General features: G+C 65.7%; 27 protein-coding genes and 1 pseudogene. 9 read left to right on the plus strand and 19 right to left on the minus strand.

All coding sequences use genetic code 11. From position 1 onward, the window contains the following. Nucleotides 1–26: 26 nt before the first annotated feature. The 3 genes from XF30_RS15685 to XF30_RS15695 form a co-directional block, all read right to left on the minus strand. Nucleotides 27–323, minus strand: coding sequence for a hypothetical protein (locus XF30_RS15685; protein WP_109143242.1), 297 nt, complete (start codon nucleotides 321–323; stop codon nucleotides 27–29). A 110-nt stretch (nucleotides 324–433) separates the two neighbouring features. Further along, entirely contained in the window at nucleotides 434–1,087 is a 654-nt protein-coding gene (locus XF30_RS15690; protein ID WP_036027820.1) for a response regulator, read from the minus strand. A 7-nt stretch (nucleotides 1,088–1,094) separates the two neighbouring features. Next, nucleotides 1,095–2,465, minus strand: a complete 1,371-nt coding sequence (locus XF30_RS15695) for a sensor histidine kinase (RefSeq protein ID WP_036012890.1) — start codon at nucleotides 2,463–2,465, stop codon at nucleotides 1,095–1,097. A 198-nt stretch (nucleotides 2,466–2,663) separates the two neighbouring features. On the opposite strand from XF30_RS15695, the gene XF30_RS15700 reads away from it, so the two are divergent. The 5 genes from XF30_RS15700 (at nucleotide 2,664) to XF30_RS15720 (ending at nucleotide 7,010) form a co-directional block, all read left to right on the plus strand. Further along, the gene (locus XF30_RS15700; protein WP_036027818.1) at nucleotides 2,664–3,434 is read left to right on the plus strand and encodes a MotA/TolQ/ExbB proton channel family protein; all 771 of its coding nucleotides are present in this window, start codon (nucleotides 2,664–2,666) and stop codon (nucleotides 3,432–3,434) included. Then, nucleotides 3,431–4,117: a DUF2135 domain-containing protein gene (locus XF30_RS15705; protein WP_036043556.1), complete on the plus strand. Its 687-nt coding sequence runs from the start codon at nucleotides 3,431–3,433 to the stop codon at nucleotides 4,115–4,117. The genes XF30_RS15700 and XF30_RS15705 overlap by 4 nt, the downstream gene beginning before the upstream one ends. After that, nucleotides 4,110–4,715 (plus strand): hypothetical protein, encoded by a 606-nt coding sequence (locus tag XF30_RS15710; protein ID WP_109143243.1) that lies wholly within the window; start codon nucleotides 4,110–4,112, stop codon nucleotides 4,713–4,715. Before XF30_RS15705 ends, XF30_RS15710 begins: the two co-directional genes overlap by 8 nt. A 117-nt stretch (nucleotides 4,716–4,832) precedes the next feature. Next, nucleotides 4,833–5,573 carry a metallophosphoesterase family protein gene (locus XF30_RS15715; RefSeq protein WP_109143244.1) on the plus strand — a complete coding sequence of 247 codons (741 nt, stop codon included), beginning with the start codon at nucleotides 4,833–4,835 and terminating at the stop codon, nucleotides 5,571–5,573. Nucleotides 5,574–5,576: 3 nt separating this feature from the next. Then, on the plus strand, nucleotides 5,577–7,010 hold the full coding sequence (locus XF30_RS15720) for a bifunctional serine/threonine-protein kinase/universal stress protein (protein WP_109143245.1): 1,434 nt from the start codon (nucleotides 5,577–5,579) through the stop codon (nucleotides 7,008–7,010). A 27-nt stretch (nucleotides 7,011–7,037) separates the two neighbouring features. On the opposite strand, the gene XF30_RS15725 is transcribed toward XF30_RS15720, so the two are convergent. From XF30_RS15725 to rpe, 5 genes are all read right to left on the minus strand, one after another. Continuing rightward, the gene (locus tag XF30_RS15725; protein WP_109143246.1) at nucleotides 7,038–7,226 is read right to left on the minus strand and encodes a hypothetical protein; all 189 of its coding nucleotides are present in this window, start codon (nucleotides 7,224–7,226) and stop codon (nucleotides 7,038–7,040) included. 21 nt (nucleotides 7,227–7,247) lie between these two features. Next, a complete protein-coding gene (locus tag XF30_RS15730) occupies nucleotides 7,248–7,427 on the minus strand; it encodes a hypothetical protein (RefSeq protein ID WP_036012879.1) in 180 nt (59 codons plus the stop codon). Nucleotides 7,428–7,431: 4 nt separating this feature from the next. Further along, on the minus strand, nucleotides 7,432–7,572 hold the full coding sequence (locus XF30_RS38510) for a hypothetical protein (protein ID WP_167361692.1): 141 nt from the start codon (nucleotides 7,570–7,572) through the stop codon (nucleotides 7,432–7,434). A 90-nt stretch (nucleotides 7,573–7,662) separates the two neighbouring features. After that, nucleotides 7,663–8,262: a hypothetical protein gene (locus XF30_RS15735; protein ID WP_109143247.1), complete on the minus strand. Its 600-nt coding sequence runs from the start codon at nucleotides 8,260–8,262 to the stop codon at nucleotides 7,663–7,665. A 47-nt stretch (nucleotides 8,263–8,309) separates the two neighbouring features. After that, nucleotides 8,310–9,011 (minus strand): ribulose-phosphate 3-epimerase, encoded by a 702-nt coding sequence (gene rpe, locus XF30_RS15740; protein ID WP_109143248.1) that lies wholly within the window; start codon nucleotides 9,009–9,011, stop codon nucleotides 8,310–8,312. 255 nt (nucleotides 9,012–9,266) lie between these two features. On the opposite strand from rpe, the gene XF30_RS15745 reads away from it, so the two are divergent. Beyond that, nucleotides 9,267–10,016, plus strand: a complete 750-nt coding sequence (locus XF30_RS15745; protein ID WP_109143249.1) for an EF-hand domain-containing protein — start codon at nucleotides 9,267–9,269, stop codon at nucleotides 10,014–10,016. 13 nt (nucleotides 10,017–10,029) lie between these two features. Here the strand turns inward: XF30_RS15745 and XF30_RS15750 are convergent, their stop codons facing one another. From XF30_RS15750 to XF30_RS15760, 3 genes are read right to left on the minus strand one after another with little or no spacing between them, the layout of a single operon-like run. Beyond that, nucleotides 10,030–10,242 (minus strand): KTSC domain-containing protein, encoded by a 213-nt coding sequence (locus tag XF30_RS15750; protein ID WP_109143250.1) that lies wholly within the window; start codon nucleotides 10,240–10,242, stop codon nucleotides 10,030–10,032. Between the two features lie 53 nt (nucleotides 10,243–10,295). Beyond that, on the minus strand, nucleotides 10,296–11,294 hold the full coding sequence (locus XF30_RS15755; RefSeq protein ID WP_109143251.1) for a P1 family peptidase: 999 nt from the start codon (nucleotides 11,292–11,294) through the stop codon (nucleotides 10,296–10,298). A gap of 55 nt (nucleotides 11,295–11,349) precedes the next feature. Beyond that, on the minus strand, nucleotides 11,350–14,163 hold the full coding sequence (locus tag XF30_RS15760) for a PAS domain S-box protein (protein WP_036043571.1): 2,814 nt from the start codon (nucleotides 14,161–14,163) through the stop codon (nucleotides 11,350–11,352). Between the two features lie 233 nt (nucleotides 14,164–14,396). Here XF30_RS15760 and XF30_RS15765 point away from each other — a divergent pair, with 233 nt between their 5' ends. Next, nucleotides 14,397–14,783: a response regulator gene (locus tag XF30_RS15765; protein WP_109143252.1), complete on the plus strand. Its 387-nt coding sequence runs from the start codon at nucleotides 14,397–14,399 to the stop codon at nucleotides 14,781–14,783. Between the two features lie 94 nt (nucleotides 14,784–14,877). Here the strand turns inward: XF30_RS15765 and XF30_RS15770 are convergent, their stop codons facing one another. The 5 genes and pseudogenes from XF30_RS15770 to XF30_RS15790 form a co-directional block, all read right to left on the minus strand. Beyond that, on the minus strand, nucleotides 14,878–15,996 hold the full coding sequence (locus tag XF30_RS15770) for a branched-chain amino acid ABC transporter substrate-binding protein (RefSeq protein ID WP_036012868.1): 1,119 nt from the start codon (nucleotides 15,994–15,996) through the stop codon (nucleotides 14,878–14,880). Nucleotides 15,997–16,147: 151 nt separating this feature from the next. Beyond that, entirely contained in the window at nucleotides 16,148–16,885 is a 738-nt protein-coding gene (locus tag XF30_RS15775) for an ABC transporter ATP-binding protein (RefSeq protein ID WP_025037253.1), read from the minus strand. Beyond that, complete coding sequence (locus XF30_RS15780) at nucleotides 16,882–17,715, minus strand: ABC transporter ATP-binding protein (protein ID WP_036043573.1); 834 nt, start codon at nucleotides 17,713–17,715, stop codon at nucleotides 16,882–16,884. The genes XF30_RS15775 and XF30_RS15780 overlap by 4 nt, the downstream gene beginning before the upstream one ends. Next, nucleotides 17,712–19,030: pseudogene (gene livM / locus XF30_RS15785) on the minus strand (high-affinity branched-chain amino acid ABC transporter permease LivM). The gene XF30_RS15780 and the pseudogene livM overlap by 4 nt, the downstream one beginning before the upstream one ends. A gap of 12 nt (nucleotides 19,031–19,042) precedes the next feature. Then, a complete protein-coding gene (locus tag XF30_RS15790; protein ID WP_109143253.1) occupies nucleotides 19,043–19,960 on the minus strand; it encodes an ABC transporter permease subunit in 918 nt (305 codons plus the stop codon). Between the two features lie 262 nt (nucleotides 19,961–20,222). On the opposite strand from XF30_RS15790, the gene XF30_RS38515 reads away from it, so the two are divergent. Both XF30_RS38515 and XF30_RS15800 read left to right on the plus strand, forming a co-directional pair. Continuing rightward, nucleotides 20,223–20,384 carry a hypothetical protein gene (locus XF30_RS38515; protein WP_192893160.1) on the plus strand — a complete coding sequence of 54 codons (162 nt, stop codon included), beginning with the start codon at nucleotides 20,223–20,225 and terminating at the stop codon, nucleotides 20,382–20,384. 230 nt (nucleotides 20,385–20,614) lie between these two features. Then, nucleotides 20,615–21,154: a hypothetical protein gene (locus XF30_RS15800; protein ID WP_109143254.1), complete on the plus strand. Its 540-nt coding sequence runs from the start codon at nucleotides 20,615–20,617 to the stop codon at nucleotides 21,152–21,154. Here XF30_RS15800 and XF30_RS15805 read toward each other — a convergent pair. The 3 genes from XF30_RS15805 to XF30_RS15815 form a co-directional block, all read right to left on the minus strand. Beyond that, on the minus strand, nucleotides 21,116–21,508 hold the full coding sequence (locus tag XF30_RS15805; protein WP_024340834.1) for a carboxymuconolactone decarboxylase family protein: 393 nt from the start codon (nucleotides 21,506–21,508) through the stop codon (nucleotides 21,116–21,118). The genes XF30_RS15800 and XF30_RS15805 overlap by 39 nt on opposite strands. Nucleotides 21,509–21,616: 108 nt before the next feature. Then, nucleotides 21,617–22,399, minus strand: a complete 783-nt coding sequence (gene pcaD / locus XF30_RS15810; RefSeq protein WP_109143255.1) for a 3-oxoadipate enol-lactonase — start codon at nucleotides 22,397–22,399, stop codon at nucleotides 21,617–21,619. 15 nt (nucleotides 22,400–22,414) lie between these two features. Beyond that, the gene (locus XF30_RS15815; RefSeq protein WP_109143256.1) at nucleotides 22,415–23,770 is read right to left on the minus strand and encodes a 3-carboxy-cis,cis-muconate cycloisomerase; all 1,356 of its coding nucleotides are present in this window, start codon (nucleotides 23,768–23,770) and stop codon (nucleotides 22,415–22,417) included. Between the last annotated feature and the right edge of the window lie 43 nt (nucleotides 23,771–23,813).

Consider the following 23,813-nt stretch of genomic DNA (forward strand, 5'->3'; position numbering starts at 1 on the left):
GCAAGGACTGAGCCGCGTGCCGCCGATCAGCCTCTTGCCTTGTGAAGAAGGGCGCCGTCGCGCAGCGACGGCGAGTGCCTTCGCGCGTTGAGCGCCGGGTCGGACGACGGCACCACCGGCGGACTATCCGGATAGGCGTTGACTGCGATTTCGACGGCGTCCTTCGACCGCTTTCGAAGCCGGTAGAATGTCAGCTCCTGATCGAACATCGGGCAGCGAAAGTGGACGACGGCCGTGTCGGGCAGGCGGCAAAGTTCGTCGATGAGCTCGCCTACCGTGATGATTGGGGGATGGTCGACTGCTTTGTGGTGACCCTTACTCATGACCCTTTACTCCTTCTCTGCCGTACCAACCGGCGCCGGATCGGAACCGTTCCTATTTCGCCAGCAGATTGAGGAGCGTCGAGGGATCGGGTAGTGCGGCAGCCTGGCTGCTAGATCCTCGTCAGCCCGCAGGTCGCGGCGAGCCGCACCAGCTGCGCATCGGTGCGCGCGCCGGTCTTCGACTTGATCAGGTAGTGATAGTTCTGCACGGTCTTGACGCTGAGATTGAGATGCGCCGCGATCTCTTCGGTGGTGGCGCCGCCGGCGAACTGGCGCAAGATCTCGATCTCGCGCTCGCCCAGCTGGTCCAGCACCGAGCCGGTCGGGGACAGGCTGTCCTCCGCCAGCACATGCGCGATGTCATCGCTCATGGCGCGCTCGCCGCGGGCGACGCTGCGAATGGCGTTCACGACCGCGGACGGCTCGCTGCTTTTGGTGACGAAGCCGGAGGCGCCAGCGCCGAAGGCCGCCTTCACCAGCACGGCCTCATTGTGCATGGTGAAGACGAGAATGCGCGCCCGCGGGCTGCGGGCGCGGATGTTGCGGATCGCCTCCAGCCCGCTCGCGCCGGGCATCGAAATGTCGAGCACCACCACGTCGGGGTCATGCGCCTTGAACGCGCCGTAGGCGTCGGCGGCGTTGTCGGCTTCCGCCACGACATGCAAATCGCCCTGGCTCTCCAGCACGCGCCGATAGCCTTGCCGCACGATCGGATGGTCGTCGACCAGCAGCACGGAGATGCCTGTTGCCGCCACCTCGTTCATTCCGGCCTCATGCAGCGAGCGGAATGGTGGCGGCGATGCTGAGGCCGCGGTTCGCGGGCAGGATCGACAGCGATCCGCCGGCGGCCGTGACGCGCTCGCGGATTCCGGTGAGGCCGAAGCCGGCCGATTGCGCGACTCGCTCCGCATCGCCGCCGCCGTCGTCCTCGACGCGGATCAGCAGCGCATCGTCCTCGCCGGCGCGCCGCTCGACGCGGAGCGAGATCTCGCGCGCTGCACTGTGGCGCAGCGCGTTGGTCAGGCATTCCTGTGCGACCCGATAGGCGGTGGTGGCGGCCGGGCCGCTGATGTCGGTGAGGTCGCCCCTGAGATCGAGCTGGATCGCCGGCCGCGCGGCGCTGTGCGAGCGCCAGCTGTCGACGAGATTGACCAGGCTCGCCTCGAGCCCGAGCTCCTCCGGCAGCGGATTGCGCAGCCGGTTCAGCGCGTCGCGCAGCGAGGCCATCAGATGGTGCGTCGCCTGCGAGATCATGCGCGCGTCTTGCGCGATCCCATCATCCTTGTGCTGCTTCGTACTCGCCGTCTCGATCGTGTTGGCGAAGGCGAGAATGGCGGACAGATTCTGCCCGAACTCGTCGTGCAGCTCGCGGGCGAGCGCGCGGCGCTCGTCGTCGCGGATCTCGATCAGGCGGCGCGTCAGCGCGGCGCGCTGCTCGGTCGCTTCCTCCAGCCGGCCGCCGAGCTCGCCGACGGCGCTGCCGATCATCGCCAGCTCCATCGAGCGGAAGCGCGGCAGCCTGGTGCGATATTGGCCGCGCGCCATGCGCTGAAGCGCGGTGACGATCGCGCGCGCCGGCGCCAGCGCGTGCGCGATGGCGAGCGAAGCAAGCAGGGCGATCGCCGCCGCCATCAGCAGCGCGACGTCGATGACGTTGAGGACGTAGTCCCAGGCGAGCGCGATCGCGGCGGCCGCATGGGGCGTCGCAACGACGGCGCCGGCGGCTGCGGCGCGGGGACTGACGGGCCGCACCACCTCGGCGTGGCTGCCGAGGAAGCTCGGCACGATGGCGGCGAACCAGCGCGGCGGCGTCTTGCCCAGCCCCTCGCTCTGGCCGCAGAGCGGCTTCTCGAAGGCCGCCGCGGGCTGGAACTCGACGCAGACGCCGGGCGAGATCAGCTTCATCGTCTCCAGCGTGCGCCACTCCGGAACCGGCAGGAGATGCTCGCGCGCCCTGCTGCTGCGCAACAACAGCTCGCGCCAATACAGCGCCTGAAGCGCCTGCGCGACCCGCTGCGCCGACGCCGCCGTCGCCCGATCGACGCTGCGATAGGCATCGAACGTGGCCCATACGGTCGCGGCTCCCAGGCACAGAGCTACGATTAGAAGCAGGCGAGCTACAAGCTGAAGCACGAGGCGCATGCGATCACCCCCGACGTTTGCTAAGGTCAGCCTAACAACGCCGCCGTGCCTTGCCAATCGCAGAACGCTAGGGATTGCAGCTCGGGCAAATTTCCCAAGCCGGATTGGGCATGGGTCTTTGGACCTGAAACGGCGGCTTTGATCTAATCGGTGAGGACACGTTGCAGGCCGGCGCCTGCAAGCCAGGAGCGGTGCAGCATGAGTTCGATAACGATTGGACCAATCGCAAGCCAGGCTGCCGATCCATCCGAGCGCAGCGCGCTGCTGTTCTGGATGATCTTCACCGGGCTGTCGATCTTCGCTGTCGTGCTGCTGTGGCGCTTCGGCCTGATTCACCTGATGCTGACCTCGGATCGCACCTACATTTCAGCGGTGATCGCGGCGCTCTACGTCCTCACCTGCGGCCACTGCTTCCTGCGGACCCGGGCCATCGCGCGGGAAGGGGCGGCGACGCGGCGCTGCCGCGCGGTGCTGTCGGCAGCGGGCGGCAGCAAGGCGCTCGATGCGAGCGCCGTGGCGCTGCCGCGCGGTCTGGTGCGCGACCACATCGAAAGCCTGGTGACCAAGGCCGCGGCGCAGGACTACCGGCCGGTCGACCAGACGCTGCTGCTACGTAATCTCGCCGATCGCTTGCGCGGCTCCAACGGGTTCGGCGCCTTCGTCTCCGATACGCTGATGAAGCTCGGTCTGCTCGGCACCATCATCGGCTTCATCATCATGCTGGCGCCGATCGCGGGGCTGGACGCCGCCGACAAGGTCGCGATGCGCTCCTCGATGGGCTTGATGAGCGACGGCATGGCGATCGCGATGTACACGACGCTGGCCGGCCTTGTCGGCTCGATCCTGATCCGCATCCAGTACTACATGCTCGACGCCGCGACCCAGCGGGTGTTCTCGGACGCGGTGGTGCTGACCGAGACCTATGTGACGCCGGTGCTGGAGCGCAAGGGTTCGGGAACGCCGTCATGATGGATGATTTCGGTCTCTATCCGCGCGAGGAGCCGTTCGACCCGCTGGGCGTGATGCTGTTCAAGGCGCTCCAGGTGATCGCCTTCCTGTTCTTCCTGGCGCTGCTGGCGGTCTCCCCCGACGCCAAGGACGGCAAGATCGATTCCAAGGCGGAGTTCATGATCACGCTGGACTGGCCGGACAACCACCCCGACGATCTCGACCTGTTCGTGCAGGATCCCGCCGGCAACATCGCCTGGTATCGCCACCGCGAGGCCGGCTTCCTCACGCTCGACCGCGACGACCGCGGCGGGGCCAACAATTTCATCATCGTCAACGGCAAGAAGATCGCCTCGCCGATCCGCGAGGAGATCGTCACCGTGCGTGGCATCCTCGCCGGCGAGTACGTCGTGAACGTCTCGCATTTCGTCGCCACCACGGGCGAGCCTGTGACGGCCAGTGTGAAGGTGCAGAAGCTCAATCCGACCGCGCAGGTGATCTTCGACAACAAGTTCACGCTCGACCACACCGGCGACGAGAAGACCGCGGTCCGATTCCGGATCGATGCGGAAGGCAAGGTCGTCGATGTCGATCAGCGGCCGAAATCGCTGTTGGAGACGTTCCGCAGCAGCTGGCGCAACGGCGGCGATCTCGATGCCAGGACCGGTGTGAGCAGGAACGCTACGAGGGTACGCCGTGAGTAACCTGCAAACGGTCATCCTGACGCTGTCGATCGCGTATGCCGTCATCGGCGCGCTGCTGCTGGTCGTTCTGGTCTATGCGCGGCTGCACTGGTCCCTGAAGGCGGTCGCCGTGGTCGTGACCAGCACCTTCTACATCGTCAGCTTCACCGAAATGCGCGGCCTGCTCGGTTGGGCCAGCACGGAGCGGCTGCCGACCACCTTCAAGCTGCTGAAGGCCCGCATCGTCGAGCCGCATTCGCTTGAGGGCGATCCCGGCTCGATCTATCTCTGGGTCGAGGCGCTGGACGAGGACAATCGCCCGAGCGGCATCCCGCGCGCTTTTCGTGTGCCGTACAATGACCGGCTGGCCGACAAGACCCACGCCGCCGAGAACGAGATCGCGGCCGGACATCCGCAAGGAGGGCGCGCGGCGGATTTCGGCGGCGGCGACGGCAGCCTGATCGACCTGGTTCGAGAATATGTGACGCCGAAGACCATCCTGGAGACCAGCGGCGGCGATTCCTCGACCGGCGAGTTCACTGCGCCGCCGGCCGGTGCCCAGGACGCGGTGTTCACGCCGATTCCGCCGCCCCGGATGCCGCCGAAGGACGAGCAATAGGCCCATCACCATCATCGTAGAGCAGCGCTGGCAAACGGCCCAGTGCTGGCGCATCCTGTTGACCTCCCTCAATTTGGCCTCATCGGCCCCGAATAAGAATCTGAGGGTGGAGGGTACGTGCTTCTCGCTGTCTTCTCGGATATCCATGGCAACAGGCAGGCGTTCGAGGCCTGCCTGAAGATCGCGCGTGCGAAGGGCGCGGAGAGCATCGTCCTGCTCGGCGACTTCGTCGGCTATGGCGCCGATCCGGAATGGGTGGTGGACACCGCGATGGAGCTGGTCGCGCAGGGCGCCGTCGCGGTGCGCGGCAATCATGACCAGGCGATCAATTCCACGGCCGAGACGATGAACGCCGAGGCGCAGATCGCGATCGAATGGACCCGCGGCCGCCTCGACACGGCGCAGCGGCGGTTTCTGGCCGAATTGCCGATGCAGGTGGAGGACGATGGCCGCCTGTTCGTGCATGCGGAAGCCTCGCATCCCCAGCGCTGGCACTATGTCCGCTCGACCGTGGACGCCGCCAAGAGCCTGATTGCGACACGGGCCCACGTCACCTTTTGCGGCCACATCCACAGGCCGGCGCTCTATTCGATGTCGGTGACGGCGAAGATGACGAGCTTCGTGCCGAAGACCGACGTCCCCGTGCAGCTCCTGCGCGGACGGCAATGGCTCGCCGTGCTCGGCTCGGTCGGCCAGCCCCGCGACGGCGATCCGTCGGCGGCCTTCGTGCTGTTCGACACCGAGTCGTGCCAGATCACCTATTGCCGCGCGCCCTATGACGTCGAGACCGCAGCGAGCAGGATCCGCGACAACGGCCTGCCGCCTTGGCTTGCCGACCGCTTGTTGCAGGGGCGCTGACGGATGCCGAAACCCCTGGTCAAGTCAGGCGCGGAGATCGACGGTTTTACGATCGGCGAATGCGTTCATGCCGGCGGCATGGCGACGCTGTGGACCGTCACCCATCCCGGCATCGACGTGCCCTCGCTGATGAAGATCCCGCGGGTGTCGGAGGGCGAAGACGCCGCCGCGATCGTTTCCTTCGAGATGGAGATGATGATCCTGCCGCGGCTGGCGGGGCCGCACGTGCCGGCCTGCTTCGGCACCGGTGATTTCGCCCGCCAAGCCTATGTCGTGATCGAGCGCATTCCAGGTGCCACGCTGTACAAGCGGCTCCCCGACCTGCCGCTGCCCTATGACGAGGCGCGGCAGCTCGTCGCCAGGATCGCCACGGCGCTTGCGGATCTGCACCGGCAGAACGTGATCCACCACGACATCAAGCCGAGCAGCATCATGTTCCGCGAGAGCGGCGAAGCGGTGCTGATCGACTACGGCCTGTCGCATCACAACCACCTGCCGGACCTGTTGCAGGAGGAATTCCGCCTGCCTTACGGCACCGCGCCCTATATGGCACCCGAGCGGCTGCTCGGGGTGCGCGACGATCCGCGCAGCGATGTGTTTTCGCTCGGCGTGCTGCTCTATTTCTTCACCACCGGCGAGCGGCCGTTCGGCGAGGGCGAGACGCTGCGGGCGATGCGGCGCCGGCTGTGGCGCGATCCGCATCCGCCGCGGAAGCTTCGTGCGGATTATCCGCCCTGGCTTCAGGAGGTGGTGTTGCGCTGTCTGGAGATCGAGCCGGTGTGGCGCTATCCGACCGCGGCCCAGCTTGCCTTCGATCTCGCTTATCCGGACCAGGTCAAGCTCACCGCGCGCTCGGAGCGGGTGAAGCGCGATTCCCTCGGCATCGTCTGGCGCCGGCGCTTCAACCAGGGCGCAATGGTGCCGCGCGCGAAATCGGATGTCGCAGCCCAGATCGCATCGAGCCCGATTCTCGCCGTTGCGCTCGACACGGCGGAGGGCGCTCCGGAGCTGAACGAGGCGCTGCGCGTGACCACCGAGCGCATCCTCGCCACTTTGCCCTCGGCGCGGCTTGCCTGCGTCAACGTGCTCAAGCTGAACCGGATTGCGATCGATCGGACGTTGGACGAGCAGGGCTCCAACAAGCATATCGATCGTCTGGTCGCGCTCAGGCATTGGGCAACGCCGCTCAAGCTGGACGAGAGCCGGCTGTCGGCTCATGTGCTGGAGGCGGTCGATCCCGCCGCCGCGATCCTGGAGTTTGCCAAGGCCAACCAGGTCGACCACGTCATCATCGGCGCGCGACAGAGCTCGTTCCGGCGCATGCTGCTCGGCAGCGTGTCGGCCAAGGTGGCCTCGGAGGCGAGCTGCACCGTCACCGTGGTGCGGCCGCCGCGATTGGCGGGGGACGGCGGCGGGCCGGAGGCTGGCGAAGGCTAGGCCGGCCGGGGCGATTTGCGGGCCGGATCAGGCCGCGTGGACGGCAAATGCGCGCTTGCGGCGGATCGGCCAGGCGAATTGCGGTCCCGGCTCGCCGTGATCGGCGCTGCCGCCGAAATACTGGATGATCTCGCGGCAGGGCTCGCAATTGAACAGGTTACGCGACGCGGACGCCTTGGTCATTTCCTTCAGGCAGTTCGGGCAATGCGGTTTCATGGGCGGTCCGGAAAAGAGGTCTTAGTGTCGGCGCGGCGAGCCAAGCGAACGGTCGAGGTCCGAATTGTCGAGCCCGGCATCGTCGTCCAGCGTGCCATCGGCGCGCTCGAGGCGGCCGAAGAAATAATCGAGGCTCGGATGCGGGCGCCGTGGAATCCGGCACCGGCGCTTCGGCTGACGCCTCACGAGTGCGATCTGCATGACGTCAGCCTCTGGTGCGGTCGCGGCGGATGTTGCGGGCCGGACGTGCCGGGGCCTCGACCGGTCCGGCCGAGGGACCGAACACCACAAACGCACTGAAACCAATCCACAACGCCACGCCAGTCCAAACCAGGGTCGTCGTCATGATGTGCTCCCGCGAAAACAGGCAGGAATCACTTGCAATGATTTGCGCGAATCAGTGAAGTCCGGATGAGTACGGACCAAGGCTACAATTTTAAGCTTTGCGCCTTGCAGAACCCGTGGAAGCCGCAGTTCTTCCCGCGTGCGACCGACGTACTTTGCCGGTGCGCGCATGATCGAGGATATCCCGGATGCGCCTTGCGTCTCGAACACAGCGAAACCCATAGCGCCCGGTGTAGTCGGTATCGGGCGAACGGGTCGAGCGCCCTGACGCAAAGTTCAGGTGGCCGACGCCGCCGCCGATGTCGAGGATTTCGAACACTTCATCCATGGCGTCGAACGAAGTAGCGGTCACGCTGCGTCTGCTCCAGGCCGTGCGCACGATCAGCGCGCGGCGGTCGGTGATCACATAAAGCGTCTGCAGGTCTTGCAGCAGCATCACGAACGGAGCTGCAATCATCCCGACTCCAATCATTGCCAGAGGTTGGGTCGCTTGGTCGATCCAATCGTTGCTGACGGCGATGACGGTCAGCAACAACCAGGGAAATCCGATCCACCAGAGAAATCGCCACATTGTCGCGTTGGCGATGGCGTCGGGCTGCCCCTGCCAGACCACTTGCTCTCCATCATGAAGGGACTCGGCGAGAAGACGAAGCAGGCCGGCAGTAAACGGAGTGGCGCGGAGTTTATCCATTCCACTTGGTCGTAGCGGCCGCGGCTCCGGTTCGGATAGCGATGGTCTCAGATCGCCTCGCCGCGTGCCCCAAGTGCCGCGTTGCGGATCGCGGCGATGTTGGTCTTGTAGGCCTCCTGCGTGCCGCCTTTGAACACCGAGGTGCCCGCGACGAAAGCGTTGGCGCCGGCTGCGGCGAGCGCACCCGCGACATCGGGGCCGACGCCGCCGTCGACCTCGATGTCGATCGGGCGGCCCGCGACCATCGCGCGGATGTCCCGGATCTTGCCGATCGCGGAGGGGATGAAGGCCTGGCCGCCGAAGCCGGGATTGACCGACATCACCAGCACGAGGTCGACGAGGTCGAGAACGTATTCGAGCGCGCTGATCGGCGTCGCCGGATTGAGCGAGACGCCGGCCTTCTTGCCGAGCGCGCGGATCGCCTGGAGCGAGCGGTGCAAATGGGGACCTGCCTCCGCGTGCACGGTGACGTGGTCGCAGCCGGCCTTCGCGAAGGCCTCGAGATAGGGATCGCAGGGCGAGATCATCAGATGCGCGTCGAAGATCTTCTTGGTGTGCGGGCGCATCGCCCTGATGACGTCAGGGCCGTAGGAGATGTTCGGAACGAAGTGCCCGTCCATCACGTCGAGATGGATCCAGTCGGCGCCCGCGGCGTCGACGCTGCGCACCTCCTCGCCGAGCTTCGAGAAATCCGAGGCCAGGATCGAGGGCGCGATGGCCAGGGGGCGGGGGGCGAAAGCTTGGGTCATGGCGCGTTTTCCCGGGGGCGTACGGACGACGAATGGCCTCGCCTAACATGGGCTCTTGTGGCGGGCAATGCAGGAGGGGCGCGCTTCCTGTGGGCGGAAATTTCTGCCGCCGGCGGCATGAATTGCCGATGTTCCCGCGGCCTGCACGACCCGACGGATGCGGAATTCGTTGAGCTTTTCGCGATGGCACGGCGCTTGCTGAGTTCAGCCGCAGAACATTGGTCGCGGCATGCCGCATCCTGTTGGAGTTGTGCAATGTTGTTCGCCCTTGGTGCGGTATCGAGCGCGCTCGACGCGATCCAGTCGCTGACGAACGCGAAATCGTCGTCGGCGGCGCACAAGTCGGGCTCCTCGCAGAGCGCGCCGACCAATCCGTTCGCAATCGACAGCGGCAGCAGCACGACCGGCGCGACCTCATCGGTCAATGCAGGTAAATATCCGCAGATCTCGGCGGAGACGATGAATGCGCTGTTCGCGGCGCAGGGCCAGTCGGCCAACGGCACATCCTCGTCGTCGAAGAGCCGGGAGGCTGCGCTGAAGGATCTGTTCTCGCAGATCGACGCTGACGCCGACGGCAAGATCACCAAGTCCGAGTTCGAGGACGCGCTCGGCGCGGGCGGCACCAACCTGGCCCAGGCCGACGACGTGTTCTCGAAGATGGACGCGAATGCGGATGGCAGCGTCAATCTCGGCGAGATGACGAAGGCGCTGAGGGGCGGTCACGGCCGTGATCACGCGGAAGGCGCGGGCGATGGCTCGGATTCCTCGTCGCAATCCAGCCGCGGCTCGACGTCGACCACGACGACCAATGCCGACGGCTCGACCACCACCACCGTCACCTATGCCGACGGCTTCAAGATGTCGACCACGGTGCCGGGCGCCGCCAGCTCGTCGAATGCGAAAGGTGGCGGCAATTCGCCTTATGATTGGTTCGGGCAGATGATGCAGCGCCAGGCGCAGGCCACTGCGGGATCAGCAGCTTCATCGATGTCGATCAGCGTGTGAGCGCGTCCCGAAGTTACCCGGCAAGTTCGTGCGTGATGTCACGACAAGCATAGCGGTCGCGGATCTCCCGATTGAAGAACGTTCCCTTCGAGCGCGAATCCCCGAACGCGGCAGCGACCTCGGGCGGAACATCCGCATAAACATAGAGGCGCCCGCTGACGAACGTCACCTTCAGCTCGCGTTTCTCTGGCGAATAGCGAAAGAAGCGGATGACGGAAGAGGGCATGGCCGCACACCTTGTCCGCCGGATAACGCTTGGGTGACGGTTTCGTTTCTCGTCTAGCCGAACCGGTCCTTCCAAGCCGCCTGCGCGCCCGGAAACGGTAGGGCCGTCGCGCTGTAGACGCCGCGGGCGATCGCGCGGGCGACCACGTTGGCGGCGATCGTGCCGAGCTCGGTGAGGCCAACCAGCGGCTCGATCGGCTTTTCGCACGTGGCGGCGGCGAACAGCACGTCGCCGTCGGTCGGCGCATGCACCGGATAGATCGCGCGGGCGAAGCCGGTATGCGCGATCATCGCCAGCCGCTTGGCCTGGGGCTTGGTCAGCACCGCGTTGGTCACGACGGCGCCGATGGTGGTGTTCTCGCGCGCGCTCGCGGCAGGACCGCCCTTGATGCGCATGCGGAGCATGTCCTCGGTGAACTTGTCCGGCAGGCCGCGCCCACCGAATTCGCCGTCCACCTCGAACGGCGCCGCCCAGAACCATGGGCCATTGCCGACGGTGACGCTGCCCACGGCGTTGACGGCGACGATCGCCGCGACCTTGATTCCGCTCGGCGTCACGGCCGATGCCGAGCCGAGCCCGCCCTTGAACGTCGCGGTGGTGGCGCCGAAGCCGGCGCCGGCGCTGCCAAGCGCGAAATCCGCGCTGGTGGCGGCAGTCGCCGCGGCATAGCCGAGGTCGCGATACGGCGAGAAGCGTCCCCAGGCCTTGTCGCCGCCATTGAGCAGGTCGAACAGGATCGCCCCCGGCACGATCGGGATCAGCGCTTCGCGAACCCGGTGGCCGCGGCCCTGCTCGGCGAGCCAGGCCTGCACGCCGCCGCCGGTGTCGAGGCCGAAGGCCGAGCCGCCCGACAGCGCGATGGCGTCGACGCGCTCGACCGCGTTGGCGAGATCGAGCAGTGCATCCTCGCGCGTGCCGGGGCCGCCGCCGCGCACGTCGATCGCGGCGATCGCAGGAGAATCGAAGATGATCGCGGTCGCACCGGAACCGACTTTCGGATCTTCGGCGTGGCCGACCCGGACGCCGGCGATATCGGTGAGAAGGTTCTTCAAGGCGGCCTCGTGTTTGAGAATTCACGATCTGCGATAGCGCAGCAATGCCGCAGGCTCAACCGGCGAGCGCGGTCCTCAGCATCTTGGCGAGCTCGGACTTGCGGTAGGGCTTGGCCAGCAGCAGCACGCCGGAATCGAGCCGGCCGTGATGGACGATGGCGTTCTCGGTGTAGCCCGAGGTGAACAGCGTCTTCAGGTCGGGGCGGCGCTTGTGGGCTTCGTCGGCCAGCTGGCGGCCATTCATGTTGCCGGGCATGATGATGTCGGTGAACAGCAGGTCGATGGTCTCGTCGCTGTCGATGATATTGAGCGCCTCGGCGCCGTTGGCGGCCTCGAGCGCGGTATAGCCGAGGCTCTTGACCTGCGTCACGACATACTGCCGCACCAAGGCATCGTCCTCGACGATCAGGATCTTCTCGTTACCGCCGGTGATTGGCGCATTCTGGAGCGATTCGAACTCGGTCTCCTGCACACCGGTCGAGCGCGGCAGGTAGATCTTCACGCTCGTGCCGTGGCCTTCCTCACTGTAGATCTTGATGTGCCCGCCCGATTGCTTGACGAAGCCGAACACCATGCTGAGGCCGAGGCCAGTGCCCTTGCCAACCTCCTTGGTCGTGAAGAAGGGATCGAACACCCGGTCGATCAGCTCGGCAGGAATTCCGGTGCCGGTGTCGCTGACCGCGATCATCACGTAATTGCCGGCAACGACGTCGGGGTTCATGCTGGCATAGCCGTCGTCGAGGAAGATGTTGCGGGTCTCCAGCACCAGGGTGCCGCCCTCGGGCATGGCGTCGCGCGCGTTCAGCGCGAGATTGAGGATCGCGGTGGAGAGCTGGCCCGGGTCGACCAGTGTCGGCCAGGCATCCTCGGTGAGCTGCGGCATGATGGTGATCTGCTCGCCGAGCGTCGGATGCAAGAGCTTGGCGGCTTCGAGCGCCAGTGCGTTGACGTCGATCTCGCGCGGCTGCAGCGGCTGCTTGCGGGCGAAGGCGAGCAGGTGCTTGGTCAGCTGCGCGCCGCGCTCGGCGGCGTCGTCGATCAGCTTGGTGATCGCGGCAAGATCGGGCCGGTCGGCGACCGCGTCGCTGAGAATGCCGATCGTGCCCGTGATCACGGTCAGCACGTTGTTGAAGTCGTGGGCGACGCCGCCGGTCAATTGGCCGATCGAGTCCATTTTTTGGACCTGTCGGAGCTGGGCTTCGGCGGCCTGCTTGTCGGTGAGGTCGCGGCCGATGAAGAAGTGGCGTTTCACCGGCTCGGACCAGGTGCCCATCCAGTTCAGCGTGACCTCGTGACCGTCGTAATGGTAGTAGCGCGCCTCGAAGCTGCGCTTGACCGCGCCGCGACGGGCCGCGCGCATCTCGCTCCGCGTCTTCTCGAGATCGTCGGGATGGATGAACTCGATCGCGCTGTGCCCGACCATGTCCTCGGGGCTGTAGCCGAGAATGTTCTGCACGCTCGGGCTGACCTGGACGAAATTGCCGTAGCCGTCGGTGACCAGGATCAGGTCCTGCGATGTCTCGAAAATCCGCTGGCGTTCCTCGGTCTCGCGGCGCAGCTTCTCTCTAGCCTGCTTTTCTTCCGTGATGTCGTGGGCGATCTTGGAAGCGCCGATGATCTCTCCATCGTCGGTCCGCAGCGGCGAGACGTTCAGGACGACGTCGAGCGGGCGGCCGTCTTTGCGGATTCGGACCGTCTCGTGCTGGGCGATCGATTCATTGCTGGCGATCTGGTTGAGGGTGCTTCTGATCTCGCCCTTGCGATCCGGCGGCACGATGATGTCGATCGGCTTGCCGACGGCCTCGGCGGCGGAGTAGCCGAATAGGTTTTCGGCGGCCTTGTTCCAGCTGGTGATGATGCCGTCGAGCGACTTGGTGATGATCGCGTCATTGGAGGATTCGACCACGGCGCCGTACAGCGCGAGGCGCTTGCCGAAGTAGTCGCGTTGCGAGGCCGATTGCTGGCGCAGCTTTCCGACGAGGCCCACTGTATGCGCCTGGAGGCGGACATTCTCGATCAGAAGCACCGCGAGCACGAAGGTCGCCGCGGCGAGGCCGTAGAGCCGGCCGGCATAGAATCCGAGATCGAAGCGCGCGACGTTGACGATCGCCGACAGGGCGATGTCGAACAGCCAGGCGCACATGACCACCATGAGCCAGATGTCGATTACCGTATGTGGCCTGCGGAACCAGAGCGAGACCAGCGCGGCAAAGCTCAGCGACCACACGAAGGACACGACGCCGATCATGGTCGCCGTGTAGCGGCCCTCGCTCAACAGGACCGGCAACAGATCGTGCTGCGCGGTGACGATCCAGGCGAAGACCGCCATCGCGGCGACGACGCCGAGCCCGCAGGCATAAATCGCGGTGCTTACCGCGCCGCGGATCCGGGGCCCACCGTCTTTCTCCTTCAGCCAGGCATATGCCATCACGCAGAGCGGAAAGCCGGCGTGCCAGATCATGTAGAGCCACACCGTGGTCTGTCGGCCCGCGCCCAGGAGTCCGGTCGGGGTGAACAGCCCTGGGAAGGTGAGGGCATGAACCAGCGCCGCCGCGGCGGTGAAGAGATAGCCGCTGGCGAGCCACAGCAGCGCGCGGGTGCGCAGGATCGCAAATTGCGACAGCAGCAGCACTGCCGTGACGATGTCGCTCACGGCCAGCGCGGATTGATAGCTGGCGACGAAGGCTGGCACCGGCAGGAGCGGGGTACCGGCGAAGGGCACGGCTGCGGCGAACAGGAGCGAGGACACACCGACAATCGTCAATGCTGCAGTGCGGTCGGCCGACGTGGCCGGCAGGGTCGACAGAAATGTGCTTCGGTCGATCGGCGCAGGCACGTCCATTTCGCGCGAGTCGATGGGCTTGAGCATCTCCGCTAGTCTCATTCGCCGGCAGTCCGTTCATCGTAGCGGGTTCTGGGCGCAGGTGGTCACGGAACCGGTTTACGACTCAACCGAGGGTTACAGCTTACCTAATTTCGGTGAGAGCACGGAACAGGGATTGGTAAGGGGCACTTTACTGGGCGGTGTCATAATGCCCTGCCGCTGCGGCCGGTTCCAGGCTTGAAACAGGCGATTTTGATTTCGAGATCGGGAGTTTGCCCATGCCCCGCGTTCTCATCATCGACGACCAGAAGGACGTCCGCGCGATGGTGGCGATCGTGCTTCGGGTCAACCATTTCGAGGTCGTGGAGGCCGAAAGCGGCGCGGCGGGGCTGAAGGCCTTTGCGGAAAGCCGCTTTGACGCGGCGATTGTGGACATCTTCCTCGGTGATACCAGCGGCGTCGACGTCATCACCGCCTTGCGCGAACGCGCGCCGGCGCTGCCGGTGATTGCGGTATCCGGGATGACGGCACTCGATTTCATGGACCAATCGCCCCACCTCGCCAACGTGGTCGGCCTGCAAAAGCCGTTTCGGCCGAACGATCTGCTGCAGGCCCTACGGAAGGCCCAGGCCGCGGCCGGCGGCGAGATTTCGGCCGCGGTCTGACCGGCAAAAGAACGCCCCGGCAAGCCGGGGCGTGGTAGCGATGGCGGGAGCTTTCGGGGGATCGCTGATCGGGATCCCCGAAGAGCATTCTCGATCAAGAGCCCTTGGCGCCGAGCTCGGCGTAATTGCCCTTGGCGTCCCACTTGTAGACGACATAGTCGATCTGCTTGAGGTCGCCCTTGGCGTCAATTTCGATCGGGCCGAGCACCGTGTCCCACTTGCCGGCCTTGATGGTCTCCATGACCTTCTTGGCGTCGGTGGTGCCGGCCTTCTTGACCGCCTGAGTCCAGACCTGCAGCGCAGCGTAGGTATAGAGCGTATAGCCTTCCGGATCGATGCCCTTGGCCTTGAACGCCTCGACGATCTTCTTCGCGGTCGGCTTGTTGCGCGGGTCGGGACCGAAGGTGAACAGCGTGCCTTCGCCGGCGGGACCGGTGATGGAGGCGTACTCCTTGTCGGCGAGCGCGTCGCCCGACATCAGCACCGTCTTCATGCCCTGATCGCGCATCTGGCGGAGGATGAGGCCGGCTTCCTGATGGTAACCGCCGACATAGACGAGCTCGACATTGTCCTTCTTCAGGCGCGAGACGATCGCGTTGAAGTCCTTGTCGCCCTTGTTGTAGGATTCGTACATCTTCTCGGTGATGCCGGCCTTGTTGAGCGCCTTCTTGGTCTCGTCGGCAAGACCCTTGCCGTAAGTGGTCTTGTCGTTGAGGATCGCGATGTTCTTGCCCTTGTAGTTCTTGGCGATGTACTGCGCGGCGATCAGGCCCTGCTGGTCGTCGCGGCCGCAGACTCGCGCCACGTTCCACAGCTTGCGCTCGGTGAAGAGCGGGTTGGTCGAAGCCGGGGTGATTTGCAGGACGTTGCCGTCCGCATAGGCTTCAGAGGCCGGGATCGAAGACGACGAGCAGAAATGGCCGGCGACGAACGGGATCTTGGCGCCGGCGATCTTTTCCGCGATCGAGCGGGCCTGTTTCGGATCGCAGGCGTCGTCCTCGGCGTTGAGCGCGAGCTTCTTGCCGTTGACGCCACCGGCGGCGTTGATGTCGGCGACGGCCATCTCGGCGCCGTTCTTCATCTGGCGGCCGAAGGCGGACTCGCCGCCGGTCATCGGGCCTGCGACTGCGACGGTGACATCCTGCGCGAATGCCGCGCTCGATAGCGCGAGCGATGCGCCGAATGCCAGACCGATGAGCTTCAGTGATTTCATGAGATACCTCGCGGGTGGTCGCCTGTGGAAGTTGCCGGGCTTGCCCGGTTCAAACCGGCGCCATTCTTGAATGAATTCGAGGAGAAGTCACCGGCAAAATACGGGCATACGCCAAGATATCTAGCCGCATTCTCGCGCAGGGCGGGGCCGGTCAGTGCCGGCCGCCTTCCAGATAAGCGGCGCGGATTTCGGGGCGCTGCAGCAATTCGGCGCCGCTGCCGGCCAGCGTGATCAGGCCGTTGACCATGACATAGCCGCGATGGGCCAGCTTGAGGGCGTGGTTGGCGTTCTGCTCGACGATCAGCACGGTCAGGCCGTCCTGCCGGTTCAGTGTGCGGATGGCGTCGAAAATCTGCCGCGCGATGAGCGGGGCGAGCCCCAGCGAGGGTTCATCGAGCAGGAGCAGGCGAGGGCGGCTCATCAAGGCGCGGCCGATCGCCAGCATCTGCTGCTCGCCGCCGGACAGGGTTCCGCCGCGCTGGGCGAAACGTTCCTTCAGGCGGGGAAACAGGGCGAACACGCGCTCGAGTGTGCTCTCCCGTTCCGCCGGCGTGCTCTCGGTGACGTCGGCCCCCATCTGGAGGTTCTCGGCGACGCTCATGCGCGGGAAGATGCGGCGGCCTTCGGGCGACTGCGCGATGCGCAAATGGGCGATCTCGTGGGTCGGGACGGCCGTGATGTCCTTGCCCTCGTACAGGATCTGCCCGGCGCGGGCGCGCGGCTTGCCGAAGATGGTCATCATCAGCGTCGACTTGCCGGCGCCGTTGGCGCCGATCAGCGCCACGATCTCGCCGGAATTGATGTCGACGTCGACGCCCTTCAAGGCCTCGATCTTGCCGTAGGCCGCGCGCAGGCCCCGGATCGCGAGCAGGGGGGATGCCGCCGTCACGATCCGCTCTCCATGACGGCCACGGCCTCTTCCTCGTCGGTGCCGAGATAGGCGGCGATCACCTTGGGATCGTCGCGCACCTCGCGCGGCGTGCCTTGTGCGATCTTCACGCCGTGATCCATCACCACGATGTGGTCGGAGATCTCCATCACCACCGACATGTCATGCTCGATCAGCAGGATCGACGTTCCCAGGTCGTTGCGGATCGAAAGCAGGAGCTCGTTCAACGCGGCGCTCTCTCGCGCGTTGAGGCCGGCAGCCGGTTCGTCGAGGCACAGCAGTGCGGGCTCGGTGCACATCGCGCGCGCGATCTCGAGGCGGCGCTGATCGCCATAGGCGAGATTGCCGGCGGCATCGTCGGCGCGGTCCAGCAGGTTGACCCGCTTCAGCCAGTCGGAGGCGAGATCAATCGCGCGCTTTTCTGCGTCGCGATAGGCGGGCGCGCCGACAAGGCCGAGCAAGGTGAAGCCCGAGGCGCGCATCAGCATGTTGTGCTGCGCCACCATCAGGTTTTCGAGCACGGTCATCCCGGGAAACAGGCGGATGTTCTGGAACGTGCGCGCGACCTTGGCCTGTTTGGCGATACGGAAGTCGTTGAGCCGCTGGAGCGCGATTTCCTTGCCGTCATCGTGGGTGAGGCGGATGGCGCCGCCGGTCGGCTTGTAGAAGCCGGTGATGCAGTTGAACACCGTGGTCTTGCCGGCGCCGTTCGGCCCGATCAGCGCGGTGATCTTCTTCCGCTCGGCGGCGAACGAGAGATCCTGCACGGCGACGATGCCGCCGAAGCGCATCGTCAGCCGGTCGACGCTGAGGATCTTGTCGCCGCTCATCCGTGTCCTTCCTTGACGAGGTCGGAGGAGATGGCCTGCGCCTTCTTCAGATAAACGGTCGGCGCGCGATGGCCGACCAGGCCGCGTGGCCGCCAGATCATGATCAGCACCATGGCCCAGCCGAACACCAGCATACGATAGGTCTCGAGGCCGCGGAACAGCTCGAAGCCGCCGATCATCGCCAGCGCGGCGAGCGCGACGCCCAGCTGCGAGCCCATGCCGCCGAGCACGACGATGGCGAGCACCAGCGCCGATTCCTGGAAGGTAAAGGATTCCGGGCTGATGAAGCCCTGGCGGGTGGCGAAGAACGCACCGGCGAAGCCGCCGAACATGGCGCCGGTCGCAAATGCCGTGAGCTTGGTCGTCGTGGTGTTGATGCCGAGCGCGCGGCAGGCGACCTCGTCCTCGCGCAAGGCTTCCCAGGCACGCCCGATCGGCAGCCGGCGCAGGCGGATCGTCGCCCAATTGGTGAGCAGCGCCAGCGCCAGGATCAGATAGAACAGGAAGACGATACGGTGGGTCGCCGAGTACTCGATGCCGAGCTTGTTGGCCAGCCCATCGTCAGTGTTGCTCAGCGGAATGCCGAACAGGGTCGGACGCGGAATACCGGACACGCCGTTCGGTCCCCCGGTCAGATCCTGCCAGTTGATCAGGACGAGGCGGATGATCTCGCCGAAGGCGAGCGTCACGATGGCGAGGTAGTCGCCGCGCAGGCGCAGCACGGGGAAGCCGAGCAGTACGCCCCAGAACGCGGCGAGGATGCCGGCGAGCGGCAGGCAAATCCAGAACGACCAGCCGAAATTGGTGGCGAGCAGCGCGTAGGAATAGGCGCCGACGGCATAGAACGCGACGTAGCCGAGATCGAGCAGGCCGGCGAGCCCGACCACGACGTTGAGGCCCCAGCCGAGCATCACATAAGTGAGCACGAGAATGGCGAGGTCGAGGATGTAGCGCTGGTTATAGAAGATCACGGGCACCAGCAGCGTGAAGATCAGCAGCGCGGGCGCAAGGTAGCGGCCGACCAGCGACACGCCCTTCTGCAACGCTGGCGGCACCAGCCTCTCGGTGCCGGCCGGGCCGATCCATTGCCTGAGCAGCTCGATCACGATCGAGCCGCCGAACACCGCGGCGACGAGGGAGGCGAGCTCGCCGAATCGCGTCCAATAGGTGAGCTGGCCGTCGGAGCCCGCCTCGGTGCGGACGCCACCATCAGCGAAAACAGCACCAGCGCGATCACTGCGTTGATGACGGCGGTCTTGAGGAGAGCGGGGAGGCTCGTTGCAGGTTTGGTCGTGTGGGTGGAGGGTGCTGTCACGCGGCCGGTCCGTCAGACTTTCTCGACTTCGGGACGGCCGAGCAGGCCGGTCGGCATGAAGATCAGCACGACGATCAGGATCGAGAACGCCGCGACGTCCTTGTATTCGACCGAGAAATAGGCCGACCAGAGCGTCTCGATCAGGCCGATCAAAAGCCCCCCGAGCATGGCGCCTGGCAGCGAGCCGATGCCGCCGAGCACGGCGGCGGTGAAGGCCTTGATGCCGGCGACGAAGCCCATGAAGAAATCGACCAGGCCGTAATAGAGCAGGTACATCAGGCCCGCCACGGCGGCGAGCGCCGCGCCGATCACGAAAGTCATGGAGATGGTGCGGTCGACGTCGACGCCGAGCAGCGCCGCCATGGTCTGATCCTGCTCGCAGGCGCGCATGTCGCGGCCGAGCCGGGTGCTCGACACCAGCCAGGTGAAGATCGCCAGCAGCACGATGGTGGTAATGACCACCATGATCTGAATGTTGGAGAGCTGGATCACGAAGCCCTCCTGGCTCTCGTGCAGCGTGTAGCCGCCGGTGATGAAGGGCGGGATCGGCTTGACGCGGGCGCCTTGCGCCACTTGCGAATAGTTCGTCAGCACGAACGACATGCCGATGGCCGACAGCATCGGGGCGAGGCGGAAGGAATGGCGGAGCGGCCGGTAGGCGATGCGCTCGATGGTCCAGCCATAGAGCGCGGTGATCGCCATCGAGACCAGCAGCACCACGAGCAGGATCAGGGGAATGGCCGTGAGGCCGAGCGAGATCAGGATCAGGAAGGTGATGAGGGCGATGAAGCCGCCGATCATGAAGACGTCGCCATGGGCGAAGTTGATCATGCCGACGATGCCGTAGACCATCGTGTAGCCGATCGCGATCAGGCCGTAGATCGAGCCGAGCACGAGGCCGTTGATGAGCTGCTGGGCGAAATAATCCATAAGCTGCCGTACCCAAACTTGACGCGGCTCAAAGGGAGCTCTTGCAGAGAGTTCTTGGGCCCCGGCAGCCCTTGAGCGTTTGGGTTTTGTAACAGGAGGGAACTGGCGGCTGCAACTGGCCCGGTCTCCACCTTAAGGCTTGTACAGAGATCATTTCGGCGCCGGGTTCCCTGAGGTCTGCGGGGAACCCGGTTCCCGAGGCAACCAAAGTGGATGCCGGCCGTTGTCTCCCCTCTGACGTCCAACAAGGGAGTTTCCCCGAATGACGAAGCAGCAGAACCAGAATCCGGGTCAGCAGAATCAGAATCCCGGCCAGCGCAATCCGCAGCAGGGTGGTGGCCAGAAACCCGGACAGCAGCAGCAGGACCCGCGCCAGGGCGATCGCCCGGGCCAGCAGCAGGGCGGCCAGCGCGATCAGGAATAGCGAGTTTGGGAGCCCGGTAGTGAGGAGAGGTCCCGCCGCGAGGCGGGGCCTTTTTCTTTGCGGAAGAGTCATTCCGCGTCTGGTGCTGCGCACCACCCCGGAATGACGCCGCGCGAGAGGGCAGTTAAGGTAAACAAAGGGTTTAAATTGCCGCCACAGTCTGATGCGAGTTAGCTCCGGCATGGCCGCCGCCTTCCATCGAAGGCTCGGCAAATCAGGCGGGAAGCGGCATGTTCAGGAATTGGCGGATCGGCTCGGTCACCGGCGCGCTGCTGGCGGCCTATTTCATTCCCGTCTGGAGCCTCGTCGCCTTCAGCATCTTTGTCGCGCCCGTGCGCGGCCTCTACGAGCGGCCGAGCGTTGCGGTGGCGCTGTACCTGAGCGACCATCTGCAGATGGCGGGCATGGACACGGTGCGTGCCGCCTGGCTGCTCGCGCTCGGGCGGCTGACCGTGGTGGCGTTCTTCGCGATCTACCTCGTGCTGCTCTGCATTCCCCGCACCCGCAAGGGCGGCGGCAGTGACGAGGCGCTCGGGATTGCGCTTGGGATCGGCAGCCTGATCTCCTTTGCCAGCATGGTGATGGCCTCGAAGGTCGGCGAGCTGGCGGCGCTCCGGCTGCACGCCACCGAGCTTCTGATGCTGCTCGGTGCCGCGGTCGTGCTCGTGATCGAGAAGCCGGCGGCTGCGCCGAAGACGGCCGAGGTCGCCGCGCCGCCAAATCTTCAGCCTCTAGGTCTTGAGCAGGCCGAGCTCCTGCACAATCGCTGAGGCTTCCTTGACGGCGTGGTTCGCCGCCGGCACGCCGCAATAGATCGCCTGCTGCAGCAGGATCTCCTTGATGTCGTCGGGCGTGAAGCCGCCCTCGGCCAGTGCCGCACGCACGTGCAGGCGGAATTCGTCCCATTGCCCCAGTGCGACCATGGTGCCGATCACCAGCACCCGCCGCGTCCGCTCGTCGAAATGCGGCCGCGTCCAGATCTCGCCCCAGGCGTAGCGGGTGATCAGGTCCTGGAAGTCGGTGTTGAAGGCATTGCGGTTCGCGATCGACTTGTCGACCCAGGCATTGCCCAGCACCTTGCGGCGCACATTCATGCCGGCATCGCGGCGCTTCTGGTCGTCCATTCCATCCTCCTCTTTCGTCATTGCGAACGCAGCGAAGCAATCCAGACATGTGTCCGCGGAGACGGACTGGATGCTTCGTCGCTACGCTCCGCGCAATGACGGTTGTTGCTAGCGCTGCGTCAGGAACCCCACCACCGCTTCCGTGAACGCATGCGGCTGCTCGACGTTCGAAATGTGCGCGGCGTCGATGATCGTCATGCTGGCGCCGCGAATGCTGGAGCGGATCAATTCGGCCGCCGAGATCGGCGTCGCCACGTCGTGGCGGCCGGCGATCACGAGCGTCGGGCTCTTGATTTTCGGCAGCAGCGCGCGCTGGTCGAGCGTCGACAGCGCCTCGCAGCAGGCGAGATAGCCCTCGACAGGCGAGGCGAGCAGCATCGACTTCATCTTCGCGGTGATCGCAGGCTCGCGCTCGCGGAAATCCTGGGTGAGCCAGCCCGCGATCACGGTATCGGCGACGGCGGCGATGCCGCCCTCCTTCACCGCCTTGATGCGGTTGTGCCAGTTAGTTGGATCGGGGTAGTAGCAGGACGTGTTGGCGAGGATCAGCTTGCCGAACCGTTCGGGCGCATTGGCGCCGAGCCATTGCCCGACCATGCCGCCCATCGACAGGCCGCACCAATGCACCTTCTCGATGTTGAGATCGTCGAGGATCGCGAGCACGTCGCGGCCGAACCGCTCCATCGTGTAGGGGCCAGGCGGGACGTTCGACTTGCCGTGGCCGCGGCGATCGTAGCGGATGACGCGGAACACCTGCGTCAGCGCCTTCATCTGCGGCTCCCACATCTGCAGCGTGCAGCCGAGCGAGTTCGACAGCATCAAGGTCGGCCCGCCGTCGCGGCCCTCGACGGAGACGTTGAGCAGGCATCCGTCGGCATCGATCATGGGCATGCGGCGTCTCCGTTCTTAATCTTGATCGAGGTTGTCGAGCAGCCGGTCGATCAGCGCCTGTGACGCCCCTTGATAGGCCATCGGCTCGAACAATGCCGCAATTTTTTCCGGCGAAAGGTGCGCGATGACTTGCGAATCGGCCGACAGCACCTCGCGCAGATGCTTCTTCTCGGCGACGGCACGCTGGCTCGCGGCCTCGACGAGATGATGCGCGTTGCTCTTGCCGATGGCTTCGGCGAGCGCGAAGGTGACGGGCTCGGCCATGATCAAGCCATGCGTCGCATCGAGATTGCTGCGCATGCGCGCCGCATCGACCTCGAGACCCTCGGCGATGTCGACGACGGCCGCCAACGCGCCTGATGTGACCAGCATCAATTGCGGCAGCGTCGGCCATTCGGCGTGCCAGGGGCCGGCGCTGCGTTCGTGGTCCTGCACCTGGGCGGCGAAGATCGTCGCGGCGAGCTGCGGGGCCATGGTGGCAGCGCCCAGCGCGCTTGCGGCGGCGACCGGGTTGCGCTTGTGCGGCATGGTCGAGGAGCCGCCGCGGCCTTCGCCGGCGGGCTCGAACGCTTCGGCGACGTCGGTCTGCATCAGCAGCGACACGTCGCGCGCGATCTTGCCGCAGCTGCCGGCGAGAATGGCGAAGCAGGATGCGGCCTCGGCGATGCGGTCGCGATGGGTATGCCAGGGCGCCTCGGGCAGCGGCAGGTCGAGCTCCTGCGCCAGCCGTTCGGCCACCGCGAGCCCCTTGTCGCCGAGCGCAGCGAGCGTGCCGGCAGCGCCACCGAATTGCAGCGCGAGGCCCTCGCGGGAGAGCCGCCGCAGGCGGCAGCGGGCGCGGGCAAGGCTCGAGGCGTATTCGGCGGCCTTCAGCCCGAACGGCATCGGCAGCGCATGCTGGAGCCAGGTCCGCGCCACCATCGCGTTGTTGCGATGGCTGCGCGCCATCGCGGCAAAGCCCTTGATGGCACGGCTGAGGTCGGCATCCAGCGCCGCGATGCCGGCGCGCAGCATCAGCATGGTCGCGGTGTCGATGACGTCCTGGCTGGTCGCGCCCCAATGCACGTAGCGCGCGGCCTCCGCGTCATTCTTGCCGACATTGGCGGTTAGCATCTTGACCAGGGGAATCGCGAGATTGCCCGACCGCGTCGCGGCCTCGGCCAGTGCGGCCATGTCGAAGCCATCGGCCTTGCACGCCGCCTCGATCGGTCCGACGGCGGATGTGGGAATCACGGCGGTGGCCGCCTCGGCAAGTGCCAAGGCTGCCTCGAAATCGAGCATGTTCTGCAAGGTCGACCGATCGTCGCAGACCACGCGCATGGCGGCGCTCGACAGCATCGGTGCGAGCAGGGGGGAGAGGGATGTGCTCATGTTGCGCGCGACCTAATCATCATGGCCCGGCCGTGCCAATCCC

The organism is Bradyrhizobium sp. SUTN9-2 (genome assembly GCF_003122645.1).
GTDB lineage: Bacteria > Pseudomonadota > Alphaproteobacteria > Rhizobiales > Xanthobacteraceae > Bradyrhizobium > Bradyrhizobium yuanmingense.